Raw genomic sequence first — 21,843 nt, 5'->3', positions numbered from 1 at the left:
AAAGCCCGGGCGATTGCCCGGGCTTTTCTGTTGTTGTTTGCCTACTATTAGAACTCCAGCCGCAGCGCGAACTGCGCGACGCGGTAGGAGGTTCCGTTCCACAACTGCATGCTGGTGAGCGTTCCGAAGGAGGAGGCGAAAATGTTCTGGTTGGCTGAGGTCGGGGCAGAGAAGACCGGATGGTTGAAGACATTGAAGGCATCGGCCCGGAACTTCAGGTTGACCTTTTCGGGGATCACCTTGAACGTCTTGGCTAATCCAGCATCCATGCCCCAGGCGGACGGCCCGCGAAGGACGTTTCGATTGCCGATAGTTAGCCCGATCGGACCGACAAAGGCGGCTGCCGCTTTTGCCGGGTCATCGAAGAGGGTTATGGCCCCGTTGCTGGCCTTGTGAACGCGCTTGCGGATGGCGCCCCTATCGCCGTTGAAGATTGCAGGCGAGTTGTTGGCATAACCGGCGACAAACGCGCTGGTATTGGTGTTGAGTGCCTGGCCGCTACGCCATCCCGGAAGACCGGAGAGTGTCCAGCCGCCGATGATCTCGTCGAGCCATAGCGGCGTGTTCGCACCGAAGGTGCGTCCGCGGCCGAAGGGTAGATCGTAGATGAAGTCGGCGGAGATCACGTGGTTGATATCGAAGTCAGAGTTTGCCCGGCAGGCGCGAGGCTGGGTTACATCGCAGACATAGCCGAAGCCCTGGCTGGAAGGGATGAAGTTCGCCACGGCCGAGACGTTATCGATTGAGTGCGACCAGGTATAGTTGACGTCAAACCGAGCGCCCTTCGCCGAGTTCTTCGAGACTGTTGCAAGAAAACCGTTGTAGCTGGAAAAGCCCTTGTTGGTCATGAAGGTGTTGCCGGCAAACTGCGTCGGCATGCCGATATTTGGACCGAGCCTACCGCTGGCGTACAGGGCCTGTACGGTATCAGCGAAATCACCCGCGTAGAGCAATGACGCGTAGTTGCTGTAGACATAAGCGGTGCCACCGGTGACCTGGTTCTGGAAGAACGGCTGATTGGTAAACGCGCCGCCCGCCCGAGACTGAACGACAAGGTTTGAAAACGCCTGATTGAGGGTTTGTCCTGAGGCGTTGTCGGGAAAATCAATCAACTGCGAGGCATCTGCCTGCGCTAGTAAGCGACGACCCTGGCGGCCTACATAGTTCAACCGCATGACGAAGTTTGCGGGGAACTCATGCTGGATGCCGAAGTTGTACATCAGAGAGTACGGATCCTTCAGCTTGGGATCGATGATGGTGTTGAACTGGCCGCTTAGCAATCCGTTCCCGACATTGTTGGTGACATATGGCGTGAATGGTTTGGTGATTGCGGGAGCGGCTGCTGGAGCAGGTACCGACAGGTTCGTACCCACACGTGGATCGTTGAGCAGATCTGCGTTTGCGCTTGAACGGCCACCGTACGGCTGAGGGGCCGTGTTCTGGAAGAGATACGAGCTCTGATCCTGCACGAAATTCACGGCATTAATGACGGTGCGATCAAAGACGATGCCCACGGACCCGTTGAAGACCGTCTTCGGATCGGAGGCCGGGTTGTATGCAAAGGCGAAGCGCGGGGCGAAGTCCTTGTAATTGGGTGAGTAGAGGTCGGGACCGTTGTTGGCTTTGCCGCCGAGATTGTAGGTGATGAAGGGAACCGCTGCATTGCTGGAGATGCCGCTACGGCTCTGCGCTTGACGTGCAGCGAAGTAGCTATCGAACGTTGTGTTCTGCACAGCCTCGAGGCCGTTGGCTTCATACGGAACCGAGTAGTACTGCCAGCGAACACCGTAGTCGATGGTCAGGTGTGGCGTAACCTTCCAGATATCGCCGAAATAGAGCTCTGTCTGGTAATAGCGGTAGCGGCGGACCGCGCCACTGCCCTGGGAGAGTGCATTGCCGGCGGCGTTGTAGTTGTAATTGCTGTTAATGGAGCCGACGCGTCCGAGAGCCAGAGCAAAGGCGCTGTCAAAAGTATTAGAAGCAGTCGAGCCGGCGCGGATATCCGATGGACGCAAGCTTGCATTGAGTGTGGTTCGATTGCCACCGAGGCCCAGGGTGACGAAGTTGTAGTCATTGGTGAGAAGGCTGTTGGTTTTGATGAACTTGAAAGTCCCACCGAAGGAGAGGTTATGGCGTCCGATGGCCCAGTTGAAATCGTCGCGAACAACCGGGATGGGAACGCGACGGCGCTGCGAACCAGGCGCGGCATAGGCGCCATTCAGAAACGTGGTAGCGCCGCCGCCAAAAGTGAAGGTGTTCAGCCCTGTGGGGTTATACAGCGTCGGGAAATTGAATACGGTGATGTTATCCCCGTACTCGAATGAATTGACCTTGTTGTTGCCGATCGTCCAGTTGTGACCGATCACGTACCCATAGGAGCGGTCCTGGAAGGGGAAGGTCAGGGGATCGGTCGGGAATTGTGGCGCTGCATACACACGATCTTCGCGGCTTACTGTGGCGCGGGCCCAGATACGCTGCGTCTGCGTCAGGTTGAAATCGACTTTGCCAACATAGATGTTGTGGTTATCCGGTTGGGGAAAAGTAAAGCGATAGACACCGGTGTTGACGCCGTCACCCTGGCTCAGAAGGTTGGCGTGTGGATAACGGTTATTGAAGACGGATAGGATATTGGAGTTGAAGCCCCGCCCTTGCGGATCGAGAGTATTGATATTGGCGACGCCGATGCACTGCGGTGTCGTATCCTGCCGGCTGTTGGCAGCGCAAGCGGTGCTGCCGTTTGTCGCCTTGATATAGGAGACGTTGCCGGCGCGATAAGAGTCCAAGGGGACAATGCGGTTCTGGACTCCGGACTGTACGATACGCGAGCCGTAATAGTTGAAGAAGAAGAAGAGACGGTCTTTCAGGACGGGGCCGCCAATATTGCCGCCAAACTGATTGCGGATATAGTTTGGGCGTCGAACGCCGGCCTGATTGTTGAACCAGTCGTTGGCGACCGTGGAGACATCGCGGTGGTATTCGTTGATGTTTCCGTGGAACCTGTTGGTGCCGCTCTTGGTGATCAACTGGAACTGGCCTCCACCACCTGTGCCGCTGCTGGCGAGAAGGCCGGCGACCGTTCCGCGGAACTCCTGGATGGAATCCGCCGGTGCATTGCCGACCATGGAGGTGCTGCTACCTGCGGCGATGTCGTTTACATCCAGGCCGTCGATAGTCATGGTGTTCTGGTCGCTACGCGCTCCGGCCACGGAGAGCGTTGTGCCATTCACAGAGCTGATGCCCGGCTGCTGGGAAAAGAGCACAACCGGCGAGAGACGATTTACGATCGGCAGCTCGTCCACCGCCTTGATGTCGAGGTTATTGCCGATGGTCGCGTCGATGGTATTGATGGTATTTCGTTGGCCCTCGACCGAAACCTCAATGGCAACAGCTTCACCCGCTTTCAACTGCGCGTTCTGGGTTCGCGCGGAGGCGACCAGAAGCGGCACGTCGGTGAAACGCGCATCAGAAAAGCCGGTGGCGGTGAAGGTTACCTCATAGGTCTGGGCGGGGACCACGCCCGGGATGCGGTAAAAACCTTCCTTATTGGTGGTTGCCGTATAGACAACTCCAGTGAGTGGGTTTTTCAGCGTGACGGCGACTCCGGGGATCACCGCGCCGGAAGCATCGGTCACTACGCCGGCCAGAGAGGCCAGATCCTGGCCCTGCTGGGCACGCAGGCTTCCGCATAGAAATGAAACCAAGGCAATGAGCACGAGGCATCGTGTGATTCGCAACATAGATGGAACTCCTTAAAACCAAAGGGGACGGCTCCCGGCTGAGAGCCAACGGGAGATACGGACCGCTAGGGTGTATTGTTCGCCGGATCCAGGAGATATTTTCTCAGGTTATGAAGAGGTCCTCTCGGGTTATTAGTGGGGATGGTTCCAGTCTGGAAATCTGGAAATCCACGCATAGGGAATCTCAGGACTGTGTTTGTTCTTGATCTTCTAGAGCGTTTTCCCTGTTGCTGGGTATCCCGGAAGGGCTTGCAGCGGCGTTTTCATTGCGGAAAACGCCCATAGATGCAGAAGCCCTACTCTACACCTACAGGGAAAATGCTTCACCGGGGCGTCCCATCTTACACTGGTGGACATGTGTGGCATCGTTGGATACATCGGACCCAAGCCTGTTGTTCCCGTTATCATTGAAGGTCTTCGCCGTTTGGAGTATCGCGGCTATGACTCAGCCGGAATCGCTGTCGCCGGTTCTGACTCAGGGCTGGAGTTGCGGCGTGCTCCGGGCAAGCTGCGCAACCTGGAGACGGTGATCGCCGGCCAGCCTCTGCACGGCAACTATGGTATCGGCCACACGCGCTGGGCGACGCATGGGCGTCCGACCGAGGAGAACGCTCATCCACACCGCGATTGCAGCGGAACGCTGGTGGTGGTGCACAACGGCATCGTCGAGAATTACCTGCAGCTCAAGCAGGAGCTCGTGGCCAAGGGACACAGCTTCGTCACCGAGACCGATACGGAGATCATTGCTCACCTGATCGAAGAGGAGCTGAAGGGCGGTCCGGATAAGGGCGCCGAGGCGCTGGAGGCTGCCGTGCGGCGCGCGGTGAAGCGCCTGACCGGAGCCTTTGCCATTGGCGTGCTCTCGGCGAATACTCCAGACACACTGATTGCGGCGCGTAGTGGACCTCCGGCGGTGATCGGTATTGGCGATGGCGAGTACTTCCTCGCCTCGGATGTGCCCGGCATCCTGCATCACACCCGGGACATTGTGTATCTGGCCGACGGCGACCTGGCGGTGCTTACGCCCGCGGGCGCGCGGTTTACTGATTTCGAAGGTAGCCCAGTGCATCGCACACCACAGCGCATTCTGTGGGATCCCATCCAGGCAGAGAAGGGCGGCTACAAGCACTTCATGCTGAAGGAGATCAATGAGCAGCCGCGCGCTATCCGCGACACCACGCTGGGGCGTGTCTCGCTCGAGAGTGGACAGGTCTTCCTGCCGGATCTGAAGCTGGGGCCGGAGGAGTTTCGCCGGGCGACGCAGCTTACGATCGCTGCCTGCGGAACCTCGTGGCATGCGGCGCTTGCGGGCAAATTCATGATCGAGCGGCTGGCCCGCCTGCCGGTTGAGGTGGATTACGCCAGTGAGTATCGCTATCGCTCCCCGATCGCCAGTCCGAACGAGATCGGCTTGCTGATCACGCAGTCGGGCGAGACGGCTGACACGATCGCGGCACAGCGCGAGATGATCTCGCTCGGTATTCCGACACTGGCTATCTGCAATGTGGTGGGCGCGGCGATTACGCGCGAGGCGCACGGGACGATCACAACGAATGCGGGGCCGGAGATCGGTGTGGCCTCGACCAAGGCGTTCACTGCGCAGCTTACGGCACTGTTCACGCTGGCGCTGTACCTGGCGCAGCAACGCGGCACGGCAGCGGCGGAGCAGAGCCTGCAGCTGGTGACGGAGCTCTCGAAGATTCCGGGCAAGGTGGAGGAGGTGCTGCGCTCTGTGGATGATGCCTGCGCGAATCTGGCAAAGTCGTTCTCCAATGCGCGCGACTTCCTCTTCCTCGGCCGCGGCATTCATTACCCCATCGCTTTGGAAGGTGCGCTGAAGCTGAAGGAGATCTCTTACATCCACGCCGAGGGCTATCCGGCGGGCGAGATGAAGCATGGGCCGAATGCGTTGATCGATGAAAGTCTGCCGGTGGTGGTGATTGCGACGCAGGACCCGACGGACCCGCAGTCGGTGCTGAAGTATGAGAAGACGCTCTCGAATATCCAGGAGGTCACGGCCCGCTCAGGCCGCGTGATCGCGATTGCGACGGAAGGCGATCACGAGATCAGCAAACTGGTGGAGCACACGCTGCATATCCCGGCGGCTCCGGAGTTGTTGTTGCCGATTCTGGAGACGGTGCCGCTGCAGTTACTGGCGTATCACATCGCTGTGAGGAGAGGGTGTGATGTGGACCAGCCGAGGAATCTGGCGAAGAGTGTGACGGTGGAGTAGTAGGTCGTGCCTACTCATCTCAAGAGGTATCAACAGGCGAACCATCTCCATTTCCTGACCTTCAGTTGCTATCAACGGCTCCCTTATCTAAGGGAGCCGGATGCATGTACCGTCTTCGAGTCTGTCCTGGAGCGTGTGCGTAAGAGGCACCAGTTTAAAGTAGTTGGATATGTAGTCATGCCGGAACATGTTCATTTGCTCGTGTCAGAGCCGGAACTTGAATCTCTGTCGCAGACGGTAAAGCTCTTGAAGCAAGAGACATCAAGAAGACTAAAAGCCGGGCGCGAGCACTTCTGGCATACGCGGTACTACGACTTCAATGTCTTTTCTGGCGGAAAAGAGATTGAGAAGCTTCGTTATATCCATCGGAATCCTTCGACACGCGGTCTTGTCGCAGGACCTGAAGATTGGCCGTGGAGTAGTTATCGGCATTACTTGACGGGCATTCCAGGTACCGTCGAGATTGATTCGTGGTGGACGGAACAGATCCGGAAGCGAGTGTCGTGGACTTACGCCGGATTCTGCGGCGCCTGAGGTTTGACCATCCCACCCATCGCGATGCGATGGATGGGGCACTCAATTCTGAGGTAGGTAAGATCTGGGTGCCCCATTCATGCGAAGCATGAGTGGGAATTCGAGCGTAAGCTCGAACCGTATTTTCTATTGGTTTGGAAACTGAGCTCTAATCGGATACTGCGGGCCATTCACTCCCGACACGCTCTCATAGAGACAGAATTTTTCTGCGAGATAAGTGGAGGAGTTTGATCTCATGAGCTGGTGAGGAGGGATTCTCGTTCCCCTCGGTGTCCGTGCCAAGGTGATGTGCGGATGGTATGGCCGGTCTTCAGGGGCAAAGCCGCAGGTCGTTGTTTCCCTTACGATCTGATGCTGAAGTCTGGCCAGGTTTTCATTCAGTCGCACGCCCGCAAACAGAACTCCGGCACGTTCGAAGGTGTCCAGGCCGTCGACCTCGATCTGAAATGGATGCATCTGCACGAAACGCAGTGCGCGGACCAGGCAGTCGTATTGTTGCTCATTGCAGTTGCCGAGGAACTGCAGGGTGATGTGCCAGCCTTCGGGATCGGTCCAGCGGATCTTTCCTATCTTCGAATCAATGCTTGTGCGCAGCCTGTCCACCATTGAGCGCAGGGTTGCCCTGGTTTCGTCGGCGATGGGTAAGCCGATGAATAGGCGCATTGCGGTTATGGCAGAGCCGTTACGACTCGCCGTGCGGCGAGTGAGAGCAGCAGGCGGGAGAAGCCGCTGAAGAGGATGGCGATACCGACCAGTGTTCCCGGAACCCAGGCGGCGGAGCTGGGTAGATGCGCCCAGATCATCAGCGCCACCACGATCGAGAAGACGCCGTCGAGCAGCATCCAGCCGCTGCCTGGCATGCCGCGCAGACCGAAACCTCCTACCAGCTCTATGATGCCCTTTATCAGCAGATAGGCCGAGAGGATGAGAGTAAGGCTGACGAGTCCGGCGAGAGGATGCAGCAGCAGATAGATGCCGCAGAAGAAGTAGGCCAGGGCTACGAGTGCCTCCCAGATGACGGCTCCGGTGCTGCGGACGTGCCAGGCGAACCAGACATGGGTGGCTCCGCTGAGCAGAAGCAGCCAGCCGATAACGGTGGTGACGGCGACGCCTGCGGCCAGTGGGGCAATGAGAGCGAAGAGGCCGACAAGGATCATCAGGACGCTCAAGGCGATCGACCAGCCAATGGATTCCCGAGCGATGCTGCGTACGGTCAGGGTCATGCGGTTCACCTCGATGTTTGATCGTGGCCCAGATGGCGGATGTGAATCGGTGTCCGCCGTCACATTAGGTCATTCTGGAAGTGCTGAAAAGCAGGTCCTTCGCTTCACCACCCCAACCAGCAAAGCTGGCTGGGGACCCCGTTCGCTCAGGATGAGACACCACACTAATACCGTTGGATGACCTCGCGGTGGCGATCGATCCACCAGCAGGCGCCTTCGCCGGCCTGCGGGAAGATGGATTTGCTGCAGGCTGCCAGCCATTGGCCGCCATAGTAGTACTCCAGCTTGTTGCCCTTCAAGGATGCGATCTGAACCTCGGTGCGTTGCACCTCGCCCATGCCGCCGCCTCGCGCAACGCGGATGCGCCACACAGCCCAGTCGCCCATGTACAGTGCCATGGTGGCGAGGGCTCCGATGCCCAGCGCCCAGGCGAGCTTGTGCAGCAGCCATGCTCCCATGCAGACGAGCCTAGCAGAGAGGCTAGATGAGAGGGTCTAGATTTTGGTGGCCACCTTGCTTACCCTAACGTTGTCAGGGCGGGGCAAGGTGGGGAAGGCATTCGTAAGAGCGGACGGATAGATCAGGCGGCGCGTTTCTTGCGGGCGGCGACGACCTTCTCGTGCAGCAGTTCCTTGGCATGTTCCAGCACTTTACGGCGTGCCGTTGAGAGGGAGTTGCCGGCGCGGTTCTCGAAGAAGACCAGCATGCGCATGCCGGAGGCCGGGCCCTTGGGCGAGACCTTCTTCGAGGCCAGTCGCCGGGCGATGGTTTCGGCATCCTGTTTGAAGAGGCCCTCTTCGGGATAGGTGGATTCGGTGTTGACCTTCGCCGACCACCGGCGGGATGTGCCCTTTGCGTGCGAGCCGGTTGCGTGCGAGCCGGTTGCATGCGAGCCGTGAGTGCTCTTCTTTGCCTGTTTCTTCGTCGCGGCCATGAGGAAACCTCCTTTGGTAGCAAGGTGTGATGCCAACGTGATAAAGAAGGTCGCCGACGTAACCTGCTCGCGATCAGGAAACTCTAGAAGATTCGTTCTGAGTTGTGTTACCGTGGGGCCCTCTCTGGAGCTCGATCACGATGAAGAAGCTTCTACGGATGGGTGTCGCTGCTTCCATACTGGCGATTGGTGTTGCCTTCCTGTCCTTTGCCATGTCGTCAGGCAATGCGGCCAATAAAGACTTCATCTCTTACTGGGCCGCGGGCAAGCAACTGCTGCATAAGCAGAATCCGTATGGTCCTGCGATCCTGGCTGTCGAGAAGCAGGCCGGTTTCATCGATAACCGTCCGTTCTACATGCGCAATCCGCCGACAGCGTTTCCGCTGGCAGTGCTTGCAGCGTTGTTCAGCCACAAGGTTTCCGCTATTCTCTGGTCGCTGGGCCTTGTTCTCTCATTGATGGCCTCTGTGCGGATCATCTGGGAGATGCATGGAAGGCCGCCTGACCGGCTGCATCTGATCGGTTACTTATTCCCACCAGCCTTAGCCTGTTTGACGGCGGGCCAGATGGGCCTCTTCCTGCTGCTCGGCGTCGTTGTGTTCCTGCGCTGGAAAGATTCGAAGCCCTTCCTCGCAGGGATGGCTCTGGTCGTCTGCGGAATTAAGCCGCATCTTTTCCTGCCTTTTGTTGTGCTCCTCCTGTTTCACCGCCGCGCTCTGCTGGGGGCTGTGACGGCGATTGGAGGGATGGTTCTGTTCTCTCTCGCCATCGATCCGCACGGCTGGCAGCAATATCTCCAGATGATAGGGAGTGCAGACCTTCAGAATGAGTTCATTCCCACCCTGAGCCTGATGCTGCGCATGGTCCATCGCTCCTGGCCCTGGCTTCAGCTTGTGCCTGCCGCCATTGCCTGTGTCTGGGTTTACTTCAAACGGCCGGAGTGGAACCTGGTGCTGCTCGTCTCTGTGCTGGTCGCGCCCTATGCGTGGGTTACGGACGAGTGCATCGTGCTGCCTGCATTCATGGCTGCGCTCTATCAGGCGAAGTCGCTGACGCCCTTCGCCTGCGTGCTCGTTGCCGGCCTGCTGGAAGTCCTGGTCGGCGCCGGGATGACATCACCGTATTACCTATGGACTCCGTTGGCCTGGTTGGGTCTTTATCTGTATGGCACACGTTCGGTGAAGGTTGCCGTGCCTGTCCCTATGGGCTCGTGAATCTGCTTGGAAGCATGGACTCATAATCCCCTTGCTCAAGACTTGCAGTAAACTGCCAAGAGCGGTGATTCCACCCGCTTCCATCTGGGCCTGTAGCTCAACGGTTAGAGCAGGGGACTCATAATCCCTTGGCTGCAGGTTCGAATCCTGCCGGGCCCACCAAGTTCCTTGCTGATTACCTCCTTCCGCGCTCACACGAGAGAAGTCACGATAATTTGCACCGTCGACCGGTATAGTGTGTTATTTCGCTGCTGCGGCCGCTCCAATGAGAGCCCCCAATACGGCTACCAAGACCAGGGCGATAATGATGCCTTTGGATCGATCGGTATGTCTGCCCTGGATGGAGTTGTATCCTCCATATCCGTCTTTGATCTTCTTTACTTCGTCGTATCTGAACGTCACGTCCTGCTTCTGGTCGACATCATAAAACGTAAAACCATCCTGGCTATGTGAGATGAAGCAGCCAAACTCCTCAGGAGCGCCAATGCGGATCACTGTGATGTGAGCTTGAGGGGTGAGACCTTCGGCCTTATGTTTTACGGCGAGGGCGGTCTTCGATAGAGCCGGGGCTTGCTGGGCGACGCTCGCTAAGTTCGTGCTACTGATGAGAATGCAGACAATGAGGGTGAGGCCAAAATCGCGCATAATTGTCTCCGCGCAGAAATTTCGAAGCAGCACTACTCGTCTCAGACGCGGCTCTCTGCTTCTTTCCATACAGCGCCTCATAAAGAGCAGTTGCACCTTTATAGGGTCTCGTTCAATGATAAAAATCAATCCAAAGGATTGCGGCATGCAGACCGGCCTGGAAGGCAAGACTGTACTCATTACGGGAGCAGCAAATGGAATTGGCAGAGCTGCGGCAGTTGCGTTTGCGAGTGAGGGAGCGCACGTCGCGGCAGTGGATCACGACAAAACCGGACTCGAGCATACGCTTGAGCTGGTTCGTGCGCAGGGCGTGAAGGCCTATGCCTCTGTCGCAGATCTGAGCACTGGTGCAGGCATGAAGAGCGGTCTTGATGCACTGGTGAGCCAGATCAGCGGCCTCGATGCGTTAATCAACAATGTTGGCTACGCCGATCCGAAGCCGTTTATGGAGACGACGGACGAGCAGTGGGAGCGGACGTTCCAGTTGAACTTCATGTCGGCCGTGCGCGCGACCCGGCAACTGCTGCCTCTGCTGCGAGAGAAAAAGGGCGCTTCCATTGTGAACAATGCATCCGATCTCGCGCGGCAGCCTGAAGCGGTTCCGGCTGACTATGGTGCGCTCAAAGCCGCAATGCTTTCCCTGACGAAAAGTCTTGCGCGCGCCGAGGCGCCCCGGGTTCGCATCAATGCAGTTGCCCCGGGGCCAATCTGGAGCACCTTCTGGTCGCGGCCTGGTGGGTTTGCCGACGGCATGGCTGCGATCCACAATATGCCCCCACGGGAGGCCGTCGACCACGAGATGAAGCTGCGGCAGCTTCCGCTGGAGCGGCTCGGCGAGCCAGAAGAGGTCGCGAACATCATGGTGTTTCTTGCCAGCGATCGCGCTTCTTACGTCACCGGCGCAGTTTGGGGCGTGGATGGTGGCAGCATCCGCAGCCTTATCTGAGTCAGTAATCCATATATCCGCGAAAGAAGGCTTTCCCTGAAAATCAGGAGAGCCAAATCGCCATATGTGATCTCATTTCGCAGATTTTATTGGGTTCAGTGACTGTGGCGTAGCAGCAGTCAGGGAGTTGTTCTGCATCTAATCCGCTGACACGTACGACAGGCAGCCATCCAGGTTATTGGCTCAATTAGGCTCAACGTCCTACGCGAATGGGAGGGGCACTATGAAGCAACTTCGACTATTACTGTTTATCTTTGGTTTCCTTGTCCTTGCCGCATTACCTCTCAAGGCTCAGAGTGGAACTACGGATCGTGAAGGCGCGAAACTCACCTGCGCCTCCGATGACGGCAAGCGGCACTACTGCCAGGCGGACACCTCGCGTGGAGTCAGGCTGCTGAATCAGCGCAGTGGGTCGCCTTGCAGGGAAGGCGACACCTGGGGATACGATCGCCGCGGCATTTGGGTGGATCGTGGCTGCCGTGCCGACTTCCTTGTGAGAGCGGACGCGTACCAGGGTGGCGGTGGTCCGGGCTATCCGCCGTATCCAGATAACAGACCTCCGGATACAAGGCCTCCGGATAATGGGTGGTCGGGTCCATCGAGCGGTGTCATTACGTGTGAGTCCAACGACATGGGCAGGAACTACTGCCGTGTAGCCATCAGGAGAGGTGTGCGGCTGATAAAGCAGCGCAGCGGGTCGCCTTGCAGGCAGGGCGAAACCTGGGGATATGACCGCGACGGCATCTGGGTTGATCGCGGCTGCCGTGCGGATTTTGCTATCCGTTGAGTTGCGTGTTCAGCGAGCTTAAGGGCGGTTCGACATATTTGGGAGAGCCCATGCACCGGGGATCCGGACATGGGCTTTGCCTTTCCTCTTCCAGAGGTTGTTTAGCCACTTCGCATGAGAGTTATAGAGCGGGCCTTCAGCCCTTTAATATCCAATGTGCTGGAAATCTGGGGCGTTGCCCCAGGCTGGTATAGAACGCGCCTTTAGCGCTTATCGTCGAACGCCGCCAGCGGCATGACTCTAGTGGCGGTCTTCGTTGCATAGATCAGACTCGACTTTATTCGGCAGGTTTCCCAACCCAAAATATGGGTAACAGAGTCTATCCTTGCCGATAGAAACAATCCGTATTCCAGAGCTTGCATTTCCGAGAGGTTTGCCGACCGGGCCGGTCGTTATCATCTCGAATGCACCATCTGTTCCGAAGGAGTTCTGATGCAGATGCCCAGCGAAGTTATACCGTACCCCGTTGTCCTTGAGGATCTTTAGATACCGGGTGCGGGCGCTTCGAGGAATGTTGAAGTATTGATCTGGCTCGTCTGCATCGTGCAGGAACCAGGGAATATGTTGGAAGACGACAATCCATTGGACGTGCTCGGCAACAGCCTTTTTCAACTCTGCCTCGAGCCACTCACGCTGTTTGACCTCCTCATCCATCACCTGCTCCGGGTGTTGAATGATGCTCGAATTGAGTACGATTCCCTCCATCGCTCCGTGCCGGAAACTGTAATAGTCCCTACCGAACGTTTTTCGGTAGGCAGCGAGATTTTCAGGTGTCGGGACGTTCCCTACATCGTGATTCCCAGGGATGCTGTAGAGGGGAATGCCCGCATCAAGCTGATGAGTGATCCGCAGATATTCCGCTATTTGCGCTGGTTCGCCCGGCTTATTCACCAAATCTCCGCTAATTACGACGAAGGCAGGATGAAGCCTGTTTGCGGTCGCGATGGCGAATTCGAGATTCGCTGTCTCCTGGGCAAAACTCGCATTTGCGGTGTACATGCCGAACTGTGGGTCAGACATCTGAAGGAAGAACTGATCCTGCGCGCTGGCGGCATAGTGGGCCGCCAGCGCGACGGTTAGGCTTGTCAACAATCTCTTGATCATGGTCACGGCTTTGACCTCAGGCCTGATTCTTGCACGCAACTGGAACCGGAATCCGTGCGTGCGACCGTTGAAAAAGCAGGTCCTTCACGAATCACCCCAGCGAATCAAGTTTGCCGGCGACCGCGATGGATGGGGCACCAGTGTATGGGTTCCGATACGCCCTAGTCATCTCCATCTCGCCGATGCGGCTTGAGTGTTTTCCTGTGTACTTCTCTGTCGAGTTCTACCGGGTCGTCGCAGTCGAGCAGCTCGGCCTTTTCCGCGGCGGTCTTTGGATGTGCGGTGCGTGCGCGGCGGGGATCGAAGATACGCGTGTCCGATGGGAGAAAAGTGTACGGCGTCAGATCGGGAGTATTGGTGAAGCTATCGCTTAGGTCGGCAGAAAGCGCGTCTTCAAGGTTGAGCGGCCCAAGGTTCAGCAGCTCGTAGATGGTCTTCTGCACACTGGCCATGCTGGTGTGACGGTGCGAGATATAGCCGCGTTTTGTATAGGGACTGATTATGAGGACTGGACTGCGATGCGCGTCCACATGATCCACACCACCCTGCGCGTCGTCTTCGACGACGAAGATCGCCGTGTCTTTCCAGATGGCGCTGTGCGAGATAGTATCCACGATCTTGCCGAGAGCGAGGTCGTTGTCGGCGACAAAAGAGCTGCGATAAGGATAGCCGTCTGCCGGACGTGCCTTCGACATATGGTCGTTGGGCAAGCGGATCACGGTGAGTGCCGGCTTATATCCGGTCTTGCTGCGTGCGGTGAAGTCGCGCTGAAACTCAGCGTAACGGTACTGATCGGGAATGCCCATGTTGAAGGTCGGGAATTTGCGATCGGTTGAGACGAAGAGCGGCTGGGGGACGGGTGCGTTGAGATAGAGGCGCTGCCCTTCGGGTTCAGTGCCTTCGCGCTCATCGCCGCCTTCCAGTTCGAGGCCCTCGCCATAGTTGAGCAGCGGGAGTTTCGCGCCTGCAACGTGCTCCCAGAGTGAGCCGAACTCCGGCTCGTCTTCCGGCATCGGAGCATCCGCGCCGCCCCCCAGGGCCCGTCTTCCTGGAGCTTCGCTGGCGACGTTCCCCTTGCGACGGCCGCCGTAGCCTGTGGACCAGGCAACGTCCATCCAGGGAGCAGGCGCCATGCCGACCACCCAGCGATGGCCGTCAGCGGAGGCTTCGCTGTTGACGTAGAAGTTGTCGCTGGTGGCGAAACGCCCCGCCAGAGCGTGGGCGTTCGGTGTGACAGAGATATCGCGGAGGCTGAGCTTCGCATCCTCCGCCTCCCATCCATGCATGCCAAAGCGGGCCAGCTTCGGCTCCCCGTTGGAGTTGGGGAGATCGCCAAAGACCTCATCGTAGGTACGGTTTTCGCGGATGATGAAGAAGATGTGACGCAGGTGCGGGAGGGCAATGGATTCTTTGAGTGCGGCCTCGTTCGCTTTCACGACAGCCGCCGTCAAATGCGGGAACTGCTCTTCCGTGATCGGCAATGGAATGGTGGAGATGCTGCCGAACTCAAGCTCATGAATGGAATGGCGGCTTTCGGCCGACAGATCGGCTGCAATGCTTGGTCCGGCTCCCTGTCCCCTGTTGTTGGCAACATAGAGCGTCTTCTGGTCTGGTGAGAATGCAATGGCTGCGGGATACCACCCCACCGGGATATGGGTGAGGACATGGTTTGTATCGGTATTGATAACTGCTATGGAGTTTGTGCCTGCCTCCGCGACAAAGAGCTGCCCATTACAGAGTCCTAAACCGAAGGGCATGACTCCACGCAGCGGACGTCCGTTTTTGTCGTTGTACTGCGCGCCGCTGAAGGGAGTGAGAGGAATCTCGTGCTCGAGTTTCGCTCCGTCCGGCGAGACCACAGCGACTGCGTCCTCGTGCGCCAGTGAGACATAGATGTGTTCTTTGCCGACGACCACACCGGAGGGCGATGCGCCTCCTACGACCGTGTTGTTACCTTCTGTGATGCGGTGGCCGAGGCGAAGCTTTGACAAGAGATGTGTGGCTCCAGGCGAGGAGACATCGTAGGTCCACAAGGAACTGCCGAGAGGATTGTTTTCATCACCGAGTCCGGGGACGTCATGGCCTTCCGCTTTGACTCCTTTGCGTGCCGCCGCAGATGGGTATCCGAAGGGGGCGAAGTGTAGCCCGGTATGTAGAGGAGCTGACAGCTTTACGCCCGGAATCAGTCGGTATTCGAAGAGGCCGGAGTTGGTGATGTAGAGGCGCTTGCCGTCCGGCGAAAGCGCCATGGCGAGCGGGTTTGAGCCGGTGGGGAGGCTGGCGATCAACTTTTTCGAGCTCAGATCAACAGCCACAACGCGCCAGTTTCCCTGGTCCAGTACGTACAGTGTTTTGCCATCGGGAGAGAGCAGAACCACGGCAGCAAAGCTCTCCTTGTACGTCTTGCCGTCCAGTTTGCCGTCGAGCTCAATGCGGCCCATGTGCTGCCAGGTGTTGCTGTCGTAGATGTCGACCGCGCCTGAGTCGCCCGTAGGGTCATACAACATCGAGCCATCCTGGGAATAGGCAACGCCCATATGGACCTGGGTGTTGGGGTCGTTCGTCGAGGAGACACGCAGGTGCGGATCGTTCGACGGCAGAATTGTGCTTCCGTGCTCTGCCTGGATCTCTGGAAAACGACGGTACCGAGGGGAGCTGCTGCCAGGGTCGTCAATGATGTTGAGTGCAAATGGCCAACCGATGGATGGTGCGACGAGGTGTTTGCCGTCAGGGCTGACGGCAAGAGCGAATGGCATGGGAGCGATGGGTGTCCATGTGCCCGCAGGATCAATGGCGCGGCCATTGGGCAGGATGGCGCCTTTTGGCGGATCGCTGGTTACGACCTGTGTGTGGCCGGCACAGAGGGAGAAGGCCATGCAGAGTGAAGCCAGGGAAACGGTATACGTTTTGCGAATCACGGATTTTTTCTCCCTGCTCATCTGCAGAGGTTTGGTTGTCTGGATTTGGCTGTTGGGTCCAGGAAAGCGAATACGTTCGTCCTCGACAGACGAAATCGATTGCATGCAAATCGTAACAAGGAAAGGTTGCTATCAAGTTACGTATTTGGGTAGGGGGCTCGGCCGGCATTTGCCTCGCCCAATCGACATTGATTCGAGATAGCCCGGAGGTATGGCTGAATCAGGTGGGAGCAGCGGGCTTCAGCCCGCTGATAACGGCGCCAAAGGAAATGGGCTTTAGCCTGGGTCTTCCCTATCTGTCAGGAAAAAGCCCCAGGGCCTGAAGCCCATTTCAATATTGAGTCGATGGTCCGAGGGCTGAAGCCTGGCTGAAGCCCGCTGTTCCCACCTGGTTCGAGCTGCGCTCGAATAACCTCACCGGTACATACGTTCTAACTACGAGCGCTTGCTTCTACGCGAGTGTCTGCGATGCGCGTGTGAGGCGGTGTAGGTCCACTGGCGGGTTGGGCCCACGTCGACGTGCACGAACTGGGAGCGAGGATAGTAGCCAACGCCACCGGCTTCGAGCGACAGTGCTGCATCGCGTAGCAGCTTTGCCGAGACGCCGGCAACGCGGAGGTCGATGGCCTTGGCCTCGATGTGTTGCGAGTGCTCTGCGGCGTTGGTCGTGCCGCTGGCGCGCAGTGCGTCGTTGGTTTCCTTCGAGCGGTAGCCGGAGAGGATGTCGATGACGCCATCTGGCTTGTTCAGCTTGGCCAGCATCGTGTGCAGCACGTCGAAAGTGCGCGGATCGATGGGCGTGACCTGCTGGTTGTGGCTGTCGCAGAGGAAGTGGTTGAGCTGATCGAGCGCCTCGGGAATATAGGTGTCGCCGATGCGATAGACCACGTTGATCATCTCGCCGGTGTACGGATGGGCGAGCTTCAGCTCATACTTCTGGCCGTCGGTGGGAACGTCCTCTTCTTCGTCGGGAAGAAGGCCGACTCCCGGCAGGGCTACATTGGCAAAGGCGTGCGCCAGGGCGTGGAGGCGGGGATGCCGGTGAGATGATGCCTTGCCTGCGTTCGCAAATGGAGCCGAGATACCCAGAAGAGCGATGGCGGAGAGGGCTGTGAGTTTACGAGCCGAGACGAGGGACCGAAGAGGCGCAGGCAAATACAGGGACAAATTAACTGATCTCCAACTGTAGGGTTGCGCGGTACTGAGTCGGAAGCCCGGGACTCGGAGACCCGAATGCGGCTTGCCAATCGTCATTCGCTGTTGCCAATTGTAATTGCCGGGAGGGGTGTGTCCAGAGGGGATCCACGGGAAAAGTTCGATGTGTGGAAAAAATGGTTCTGAATTGGATGCCTTGATATCGATGAGCCGGGCCCATTTGAGAACGGTTCCGCGAAGGCTGATAAACATCGGCGGGTTCCCTGGTATGTGGTGATGGAGTGGGAGAAGCGATCGGGCAGTCGCCTTGCTGTTGTTATCAGGATGACCGCAGGCTGGTAACCCAGCGTGCGACCGAGTAGGGCCACCAGAACTCGAGAGGAGTGTCGTGGTTACCAGCTCTTGCTGGCGGAATAACGAAGGCTCGTGCCTGAGGCGAGTCGTACTGTTGGAGCCACATGGCATGCAGGTTGCCGAGCCGGTACTGTTCTGCGTGTCCGAAGCCAAGTTTCTTGGGAGGGGTTGTAATCGCTTCAGGAAGAATCTGCCGGGCGGCTCGACGAAGCAGGAGCTTGGTTCCCTGCGGTCCGACCTTGTCTGCCCATGGCCGGCGGAGTGCATATTGCACGATACGGTAATCGAGAAAGGGCGTTCTGACTTCGACAGAGTTAGCCATGGAGTTGCGATCGGCGCAGCGAAGGACGTGAGGCAACAGGGTGGATAAGACATCCTGTTGTAGCCGTTGCTGGAGCGGTTGTGTGCGCTCTTCCAGCCAGTGGGAGATTCGCGGCTGCATGTCTTCCCAGAGCTCGGGAGCGATGCACTGCACGTTAATCCGGAGGCTGCGGAGCATGGTGGTTGCGGCGGCACGCGGGAGGTGCCAGCTGATTCTGCTCATCAGGTCACTGAGCTTCGCCTGGGGCGATCGCAATAGGCGGAAGAAAGTAGCGGCATCTCCTCTTAGAAGAGCGTCAGCCAGGGCGCGAGAGAGGTAGGGCCGGGGATAACCGCCGAAGAGTTCATCGGCTCCTTCGCTGGAGAGAACGACGCGCACACCGCTTTCGCGGATGGCGCCATAGATCTTGAGGCTGGCAAGCAGGCTGGGCGTTGTGGTCGGCTCTGCCTGGATGCGGAAAAAGCGGTCGACATCATCCGGGACCAGGTCTGACGTAGTGCGATAGATGGTATGGGTACAGTGGGGAAAGACTGTACGGGCAATGTACGCCGCACGTTCGGACTCGTCATAGGCAACTCCGTTGTCGTCGGTATAGGCATAGGTGTAAGCGCCTACAAACCTGGTGCGGGGATCGTGGCCATGTCTGGAAGCCAGTGCGGTGATGAACGGCGAATCGAGACCACCGGAGAGCAGCGACACTGTCGGCGCGTCGGACCGGAGCCGCAAAGCGGTGGAGCTCTCCATCAGTTCGAAAAGATCCGCCGGAGACGCAGGGGTATCGTCCTGTTCGAGGTCGAACTGGTGATAGCGCATCCTGCGTACCTGCAGTTGAGGATCAATACGCCAGAGTTCACCGGGTGCGACTGCCGCAATGCCGCGATAGAACGTCCGGTCCGGGGTGGCGTCGACGATGCCGGTGAACAGATAGTCAAAGATGGCGGATGGATCGGGTTCAGGCTGCAAGCCTGCCATGGCCAGCAGTGCGGGAATCTCGCTGGCGAAATAGACCGCATGTGTCGTGCGGTGGATATAGAGAGGTTTTACGCCCATGCGGTCGCGGCACGCTATTAACTCACGGCTACCGGCATCGTAGAGCAGCAGGGACCACATTCCGTTGAGCTTCGGGAAGAGATCTTCTCGCCAGCGTTGCCATCCTTTAAGCAAAACCTCTGTATCCGACTCGCTTTCAAAGTGCAGCGATGGATTGTCGCGAAGAAGCTGTTCTCGCAGTTCAAGAAAGTTGAAGATTTCGCCGTTGAAGACGATGGTATCTCCCGTCCTGGCATCCAGCATGGGCTGCGAGCCGGCAGAGCTTTGATCAAGGATTGCGAGCCTGCAATGAGCAAGCAAGAGGGAAGATAAGGTGTGCGCTTCCGTAGTCAAAAGCTGCATTCCCTGACCGGTAAGGCAGGCAATGCCGTCACCGTCGGGCCCACGGGACGCAAGGTGTTTCAAGCCGCGCCGCAGATCAGCCGGTGAACCTGCGGTTCCGTCGTGAAGCATGCCTAAAATTCCACACATACTTTTCCTTTGTACCGTAATGTGGCACTATTCTGGAAACCCAAGTTCTTGCGGCTATGTCCTCCTTTACCAACTTTTTGTCGAAACTTCGGAAGACGGCTCGCGCAATGGCGGAACTTGCCTGCCCTTCGTGCGGCAGCAAGAGTCCCGAATTACTATTGCGTCGCGACCGTTATCTGCTTCCAATTGACGTGAGCGGTTGCAAACAATGCGGTTTGATATACGCAGCATCTGGCCTGCAGGGAGAGCCGGAGGCTGAGTTCTACCGATCGATCTATAGCACCTTGATGGGGTGGCCCCCAGACAGTCAGGGGCATCGGCAATATCGCGAGTTCGCGGAAAGACGCTGGAGCCTTATCAAACAATATGGCGGCACACCGGAATCTCTTTTGGAGATCGGAGCGGGCTTCGGTGACTTTCTCGCGCTTGCGCGCAAGGAAGGAGTTCGCCTCATCTATGGCCTGGAACCGGGAAATGTGCAGCGCGAGTATGCGCGACGCGAATATCAGTTCAGCGAAGAAGTTCTCTCCCCGGAGCCATTTACTGCAGAAACGCGTGTGCCGTTTGCGCCCCGGGTGATTGTCCTTTTCCATGTTCTGGAACATCTTTCACAGCCAGGAGAACTTCTCCGGAATATCGCGCGGTGTATCGCACCCGAGGGGTTATTGGTGCTCGAGGTTCCGGATCTGCGGGCGGACTGGAAGGAGTTGAACCTCCTGCAATTTCATGTCGGACATCGCTCGTACTTTACCGAGGCGACGCTTACGAATCTGCTTCGTAGCAGCGGGCTTCGAGTGGAGCATATCCAGAAGGAACCGGACGGGATTTACCACGGAAACCTGCGTGTTTTTGCGAGGCCCGCGACCGACGACGGCGTGCGGATTCCGGTCGATCTGCACGCAGATCTGCGATATATGCGAGGCCAATTACAGCCCGCGTCGCTGCGCAATGGCTACCCGCGTGCCTTCATCAGGCTTTTACGGTTTGCGCTTCAGTGATGTCTGAAAGCGAGCTGCGTTCCTCCAATCTGCTCTGATTGGGAAGAAGTGCCTCCGCAATTACCTGTGCGATGCGCTTTGCCGCGTAACCATCGCCGAAGACGTTGCCATGGGTGCGAGGCGGTTGCCGTTTGAGCCAGGCTTCAGCCGCCGCAGCGATCGCAGACGGGTCTGTGCCCGCGAGTACGCCCAGGCCGCAGGAGAGAACTTCGGGACGCTCTGTTGCTTCACGGAGAATGACGAGCGGCTTCCCGAGTGAAGTGGCTTCTTCCTGAACTCCGCCCGAGTCGGTCAGAACGAGCCGAGTCCGGGAGAGGCAGGCAAGGAATTCAGGGTAGGTTTGTGGCTCGAGAAGGGCAATGCCGGGGATATCTTGCAGCTCGCGATAGACAACATCGCGTATCACCCGATTGGGATGGACCGGAAAGATGATTCGAATAGAAGGATCCAGGACGGCGACACGACGCAGGCCATCGCAGATCTCTTCCATGCGCGTCCAGTTCTCGCGGCGATGTGCTGTGGCCATCACGACAATGTGACGATCCCAGTCCACGTTGGCAATCTGTGGCGGGGTACAGCACGCAGGTGAACGCAACATATGGTGCATGGCGTCCACCACGGTGTTGCCGGTCAAAAATACACGATTGGGAGGGATACCACTTCTGAGGAGGTGCTGATGCGCCTGTTCTGTCGGCGGAAAGTGCCATGTCGCAAGCTCTGTCACCATGCGCCGATAAGCCTCTTCAGGGAACGGATTCTGAACATCACCGCTGCGAAGGCCGGCTTCGACATGAGCGACAGGAATCCGCGCATTAAATGCCGCTAGAGCCGCGGCCAGGGTGGTTGCCGTATCTCCCTGGACTACGACAGCCGCCGGCTGCGTCTCAGAGAGAACCTTGCTTACGCCCTGCATGACTCTGGTCGTCACGTCGGTCAGACTCTGATGCGTATGCATCAGGTCGAGATCAAAGTCCGGGGTCCACTGGAACATGTCCAGCACCTGATCCAGCATCTGCCGTTGCTGTCCGGTTACGCATAGAAGAGGCTGCAGACCGGGAATTTCCGCGAGAGCACGGGCAACCGGAGCCATTTTAATGGCTTCCGGACGCGTCCCGACAATCATCAGGACTTTGCCAAGCGAAGAGGAGACTGTTTTCCCGTATAACGGCGATGCAATGGGGGTCGTCAATGTCGGTAATATCCTAAGCGATTTCTTCT

The 21,843-nt window shown here is 57.9% G+C and carries 17 protein-coding genes and 1 tRNA gene; 7 read left to right on the top strand and 11 right to left on the bottom strand.

The window, feature by feature from the left end; translation table 11 throughout:
* Positions 1-47 precede the first annotated feature (47 nt).
* The gene (locus tag OHL21_RS10740; RefSeq protein ID WP_263417270.1) at positions 48-3,737 is read right to left on the bottom strand and encodes a TonB-dependent receptor; all 3,690 of its coding nucleotides are present in this window, start codon (positions 3,735-3,737) and stop codon (positions 48-50) included.
* A gap of 355 nt (positions 3,738-4,092) precedes the next feature.
* Between OHL21_RS10740 and glmS the strand changes: the two genes are divergently transcribed.
* Positions 4,093-5,970 (top strand): glutamine--fructose-6-phosphate transaminase (isomerizing), encoded by a 1,878-nt coding sequence (gene glmS, locus OHL21_RS10735; RefSeq protein WP_263417269.1) that lies wholly within the window; start codon positions 4,093-4,095, stop codon positions 5,968-5,970.
* Between the two features lie 6 nt (positions 5,971-5,976).
* Positions 5,977-6,504, top strand: a complete 528-nt coding sequence (locus OHL21_RS10730; RefSeq protein WP_263417268.1) for an REP-associated tyrosine transposase — start codon at positions 5,977-5,979, stop codon at positions 6,502-6,504.
* A gap of 126 nt (positions 6,505-6,630) precedes the next feature.
* On the opposite strand, the gene thpR is transcribed toward OHL21_RS10730, so the two are convergent.
* The 4 genes from thpR to OHL21_RS10710 form a co-directional block, all read right to left on the bottom strand.
* Positions 6,631-7,167 carry an RNA 2',3'-cyclic phosphodiesterase gene (gene thpR / locus OHL21_RS10725; protein WP_263417267.1) on the bottom strand — a complete coding sequence of 179 codons (537 nt, stop codon included), beginning with the start codon at positions 7,165-7,167 and terminating at the stop codon, positions 6,631-6,633.
* A 5-nt stretch (positions 7,168-7,172) separates the two neighbouring features.
* Positions 7,173-7,727 (bottom strand): HdeD family acid-resistance protein, encoded by a 555-nt coding sequence (locus OHL21_RS10720; RefSeq protein WP_263417266.1) that lies wholly within the window; start codon positions 7,725-7,727, stop codon positions 7,173-7,175.
* A 164-nt stretch (positions 7,728-7,891) separates the two neighbouring features.
* Entirely contained in the window at positions 7,892-8,185 is a 294-nt protein-coding gene (locus OHL21_RS10715; protein WP_263417265.1) for a hypothetical protein, read from the bottom strand.
* Between the two features lie 122 nt (positions 8,186-8,307).
* The gene (locus OHL21_RS10710) at positions 8,308-8,661 is read right to left on the bottom strand and encodes a DUF3175 domain-containing protein (protein ID WP_263417264.1); all 354 of its coding nucleotides are present in this window, start codon (positions 8,659-8,661) and stop codon (positions 8,308-8,310) included.
* Positions 8,662-8,801: 140 nt separating this feature from the next.
* Between OHL21_RS10710 and OHL21_RS10705 the strand changes: the two genes are divergently transcribed.
* On the top strand, positions 8,802-9,875 hold the full coding sequence (locus tag OHL21_RS10705; RefSeq protein WP_263417263.1) for a glycosyltransferase family 87 protein: 1,074 nt from the start codon (positions 8,802-8,804) through the stop codon (positions 9,873-9,875).
* An 86-nt stretch (positions 9,876-9,961) separates the two neighbouring features.
* Positions 9,962-10,037 (top strand) — tRNA-Ile (locus tag OHL21_RS10700).
* 78 nt (positions 10,038-10,115) lie between these two features.
* Here the strand turns inward: OHL21_RS10700 and OHL21_RS10695 are convergent.
* Positions 10,116-10,520, bottom strand: a complete 405-nt coding sequence (locus OHL21_RS10695) for a hypothetical protein (RefSeq protein WP_263417262.1) — start codon at positions 10,518-10,520, stop codon at positions 10,116-10,118.
* A gap of 145 nt (positions 10,521-10,665) precedes the next feature.
* Here OHL21_RS10695 and OHL21_RS10690 point away from each other — a divergent pair, with 145 nt between their 5' ends.
* Both OHL21_RS10690 and OHL21_RS10685 read left to right on the top strand, forming a co-directional pair.
* Positions 10,666-11,466 carry an SDR family NAD(P)-dependent oxidoreductase gene (locus OHL21_RS10690; RefSeq protein WP_263417261.1) on the top strand — a complete coding sequence of 267 codons (801 nt, stop codon included), beginning with the start codon at positions 10,666-10,668 and terminating at the stop codon, positions 11,464-11,466.
* A 223-nt stretch (positions 11,467-11,689) separates the two neighbouring features.
* On the top strand, positions 11,690-12,253 hold the full coding sequence (locus OHL21_RS10685) for a DUF3011 domain-containing protein (protein ID WP_263417260.1): 564 nt from the start codon (positions 11,690-11,692) through the stop codon (positions 12,251-12,253).
* Positions 12,254-12,493: 240 nt separating this feature from the next.
* Here OHL21_RS10685 and OHL21_RS10680 read toward each other — a convergent pair whose 3' ends face one another.
* The 4 genes from OHL21_RS10680 to asnB form a co-directional block, all read right to left on the bottom strand.
* Complete coding sequence (locus OHL21_RS10680) at positions 12,494-13,357, bottom strand: metallophosphoesterase (RefSeq protein ID WP_263417259.1); 864 nt, start codon at positions 13,355-13,357, stop codon at positions 12,494-12,496.
* A gap of 161 nt (positions 13,358-13,518) precedes the next feature.
* Positions 13,519-16,275 carry a bifunctional YncE family protein/alkaline phosphatase family protein gene (locus OHL21_RS10675; protein WP_263417258.1) on the bottom strand — a complete coding sequence of 919 codons (2,757 nt, stop codon included), beginning with the start codon at positions 16,273-16,275 and terminating at the stop codon, positions 13,519-13,521.
* Positions 16,276-16,710: 435 nt separating this feature from the next.
* The gene (locus tag OHL21_RS10670; RefSeq protein WP_263417257.1) at positions 16,711-17,442 is read right to left on the bottom strand and encodes a YcbK family protein; all 732 of its coding nucleotides are present in this window, start codon (positions 17,440-17,442) and stop codon (positions 16,711-16,713) included.
* A 307-nt stretch (positions 17,443-17,749) separates the two neighbouring features.
* Positions 17,750-19,627: an asparagine synthase (glutamine-hydrolyzing) gene (gene asnB / locus OHL21_RS10665; RefSeq protein WP_263417256.1), complete on the bottom strand. Its 1,878-nt coding sequence runs from the start codon at positions 19,625-19,627 to the stop codon at positions 17,750-17,752.
* Between the two features lie 215 nt (positions 19,628-19,842).
* Here asnB and OHL21_RS10660 point away from each other — a divergent pair, with 215 nt between their 5' ends.
* Positions 19,843-20,625, top strand: a complete 783-nt coding sequence (locus OHL21_RS10660; RefSeq protein WP_263417255.1) for a class I SAM-dependent methyltransferase — start codon at positions 19,843-19,845, stop codon at positions 20,623-20,625.
* Here the strand turns inward: OHL21_RS10660 and wecB are convergent.
* Entirely contained in the window at positions 20,597-21,814 is a 1,218-nt protein-coding gene (wecB, locus tag OHL21_RS10655; protein WP_263417254.1) for a non-hydrolyzing UDP-N-acetylglucosamine 2-epimerase, read from the bottom strand. The genes OHL21_RS10660 and wecB overlap by 29 nt on opposite strands.
* Positions 21,815-21,843: the final 29 nt, after the last annotated feature.

This window comes from Terriglobus albidus (assembly GCF_025685425.1).
Classification (GTDB): Bacteria; Acidobacteriota; Terriglobia; order Terriglobales; family Acidobacteriaceae; genus Terriglobus; species Terriglobus albidus.
The sequence above is the reverse complement of the archived record's forward strand: the minus strand, read 5'-3'. Positions and strand labels throughout refer to the sequence as shown.

Excerpts from the sequence above, each read along its gene's own strand:
- OHL21_RS10690 (WP_263417261.1), top strand. The coding sequence starts at position 10,666 with ATGCAGACCGGCCTGGAAGGCAAGACTGTACTCATTACGGGAGCAGCA.
- OHL21_RS10715 (WP_263417265.1), bottom strand. The coding sequence starts at position 8,185 with ATGGGAGCATGGCTGCTGCACAAGCTCGCCTGGGCGCTGGGCATCGGA.
- OHL21_RS10740 (WP_263417270.1), bottom strand. The coding sequence starts at position 3,737 with ATGTTGCGAATCACACGATGCCTCGTGCTCATTGCCTTGGTTTCATTT.
- asnB (WP_263417256.1), bottom strand. The coding sequence starts at position 19,627 with ATGTGTGGAATTTTAGGCATGCTTCACGACGGAACCGCAGGTTCACCG.
- OHL21_RS10685 (WP_263417260.1), top strand. The coding sequence starts at position 11,690 with ATGAAGCAACTTCGACTATTACTGTTTATCTTTGGTTTCCTTGTCCTT.
- OHL21_RS10695 (WP_263417262.1), bottom strand. The coding sequence starts at position 10,520 with ATGCGCGATTTTGGCCTCACCCTCATTGTCTGCATTCTCATCAGTAGC.
- OHL21_RS10680 (WP_263417259.1), bottom strand. The coding sequence starts at position 13,357 with ATGATCAAGAGATTGTTGACAAGCCTAACCGTCGCGCTGGCGGCCCAC.
- OHL21_RS10710 (WP_263417264.1), bottom strand. The coding sequence starts at position 8,661 with ATGGCCGCGACGAAGAAACAGGCAAAGAAGAGCACTCACGGCTCGCAT.
- glmS (WP_263417269.1), top strand. The coding sequence starts at position 4,093 with ATGTGTGGCATCGTTGGATACATCGGACCCAAGCCTGTTGTTCCCGTT.
- thpR (WP_263417267.1), bottom strand. The coding sequence starts at position 7,167 with ATGCGCCTATTCATCGGCTTACCCATCGCCGACGAAACCAGGGCAACC.
- OHL21_RS10720 (WP_263417266.1), bottom strand. The coding sequence starts at position 7,727 with ATGACCCTGACCGTACGCAGCATCGCTCGGGAATCCATTGGCTGGTCG.
- OHL21_RS10705 (WP_263417263.1), top strand. The coding sequence starts at position 8,802 with ATGAAGAAGCTTCTACGGATGGGTGTCGCTGCTTCCATACTGGCGATT.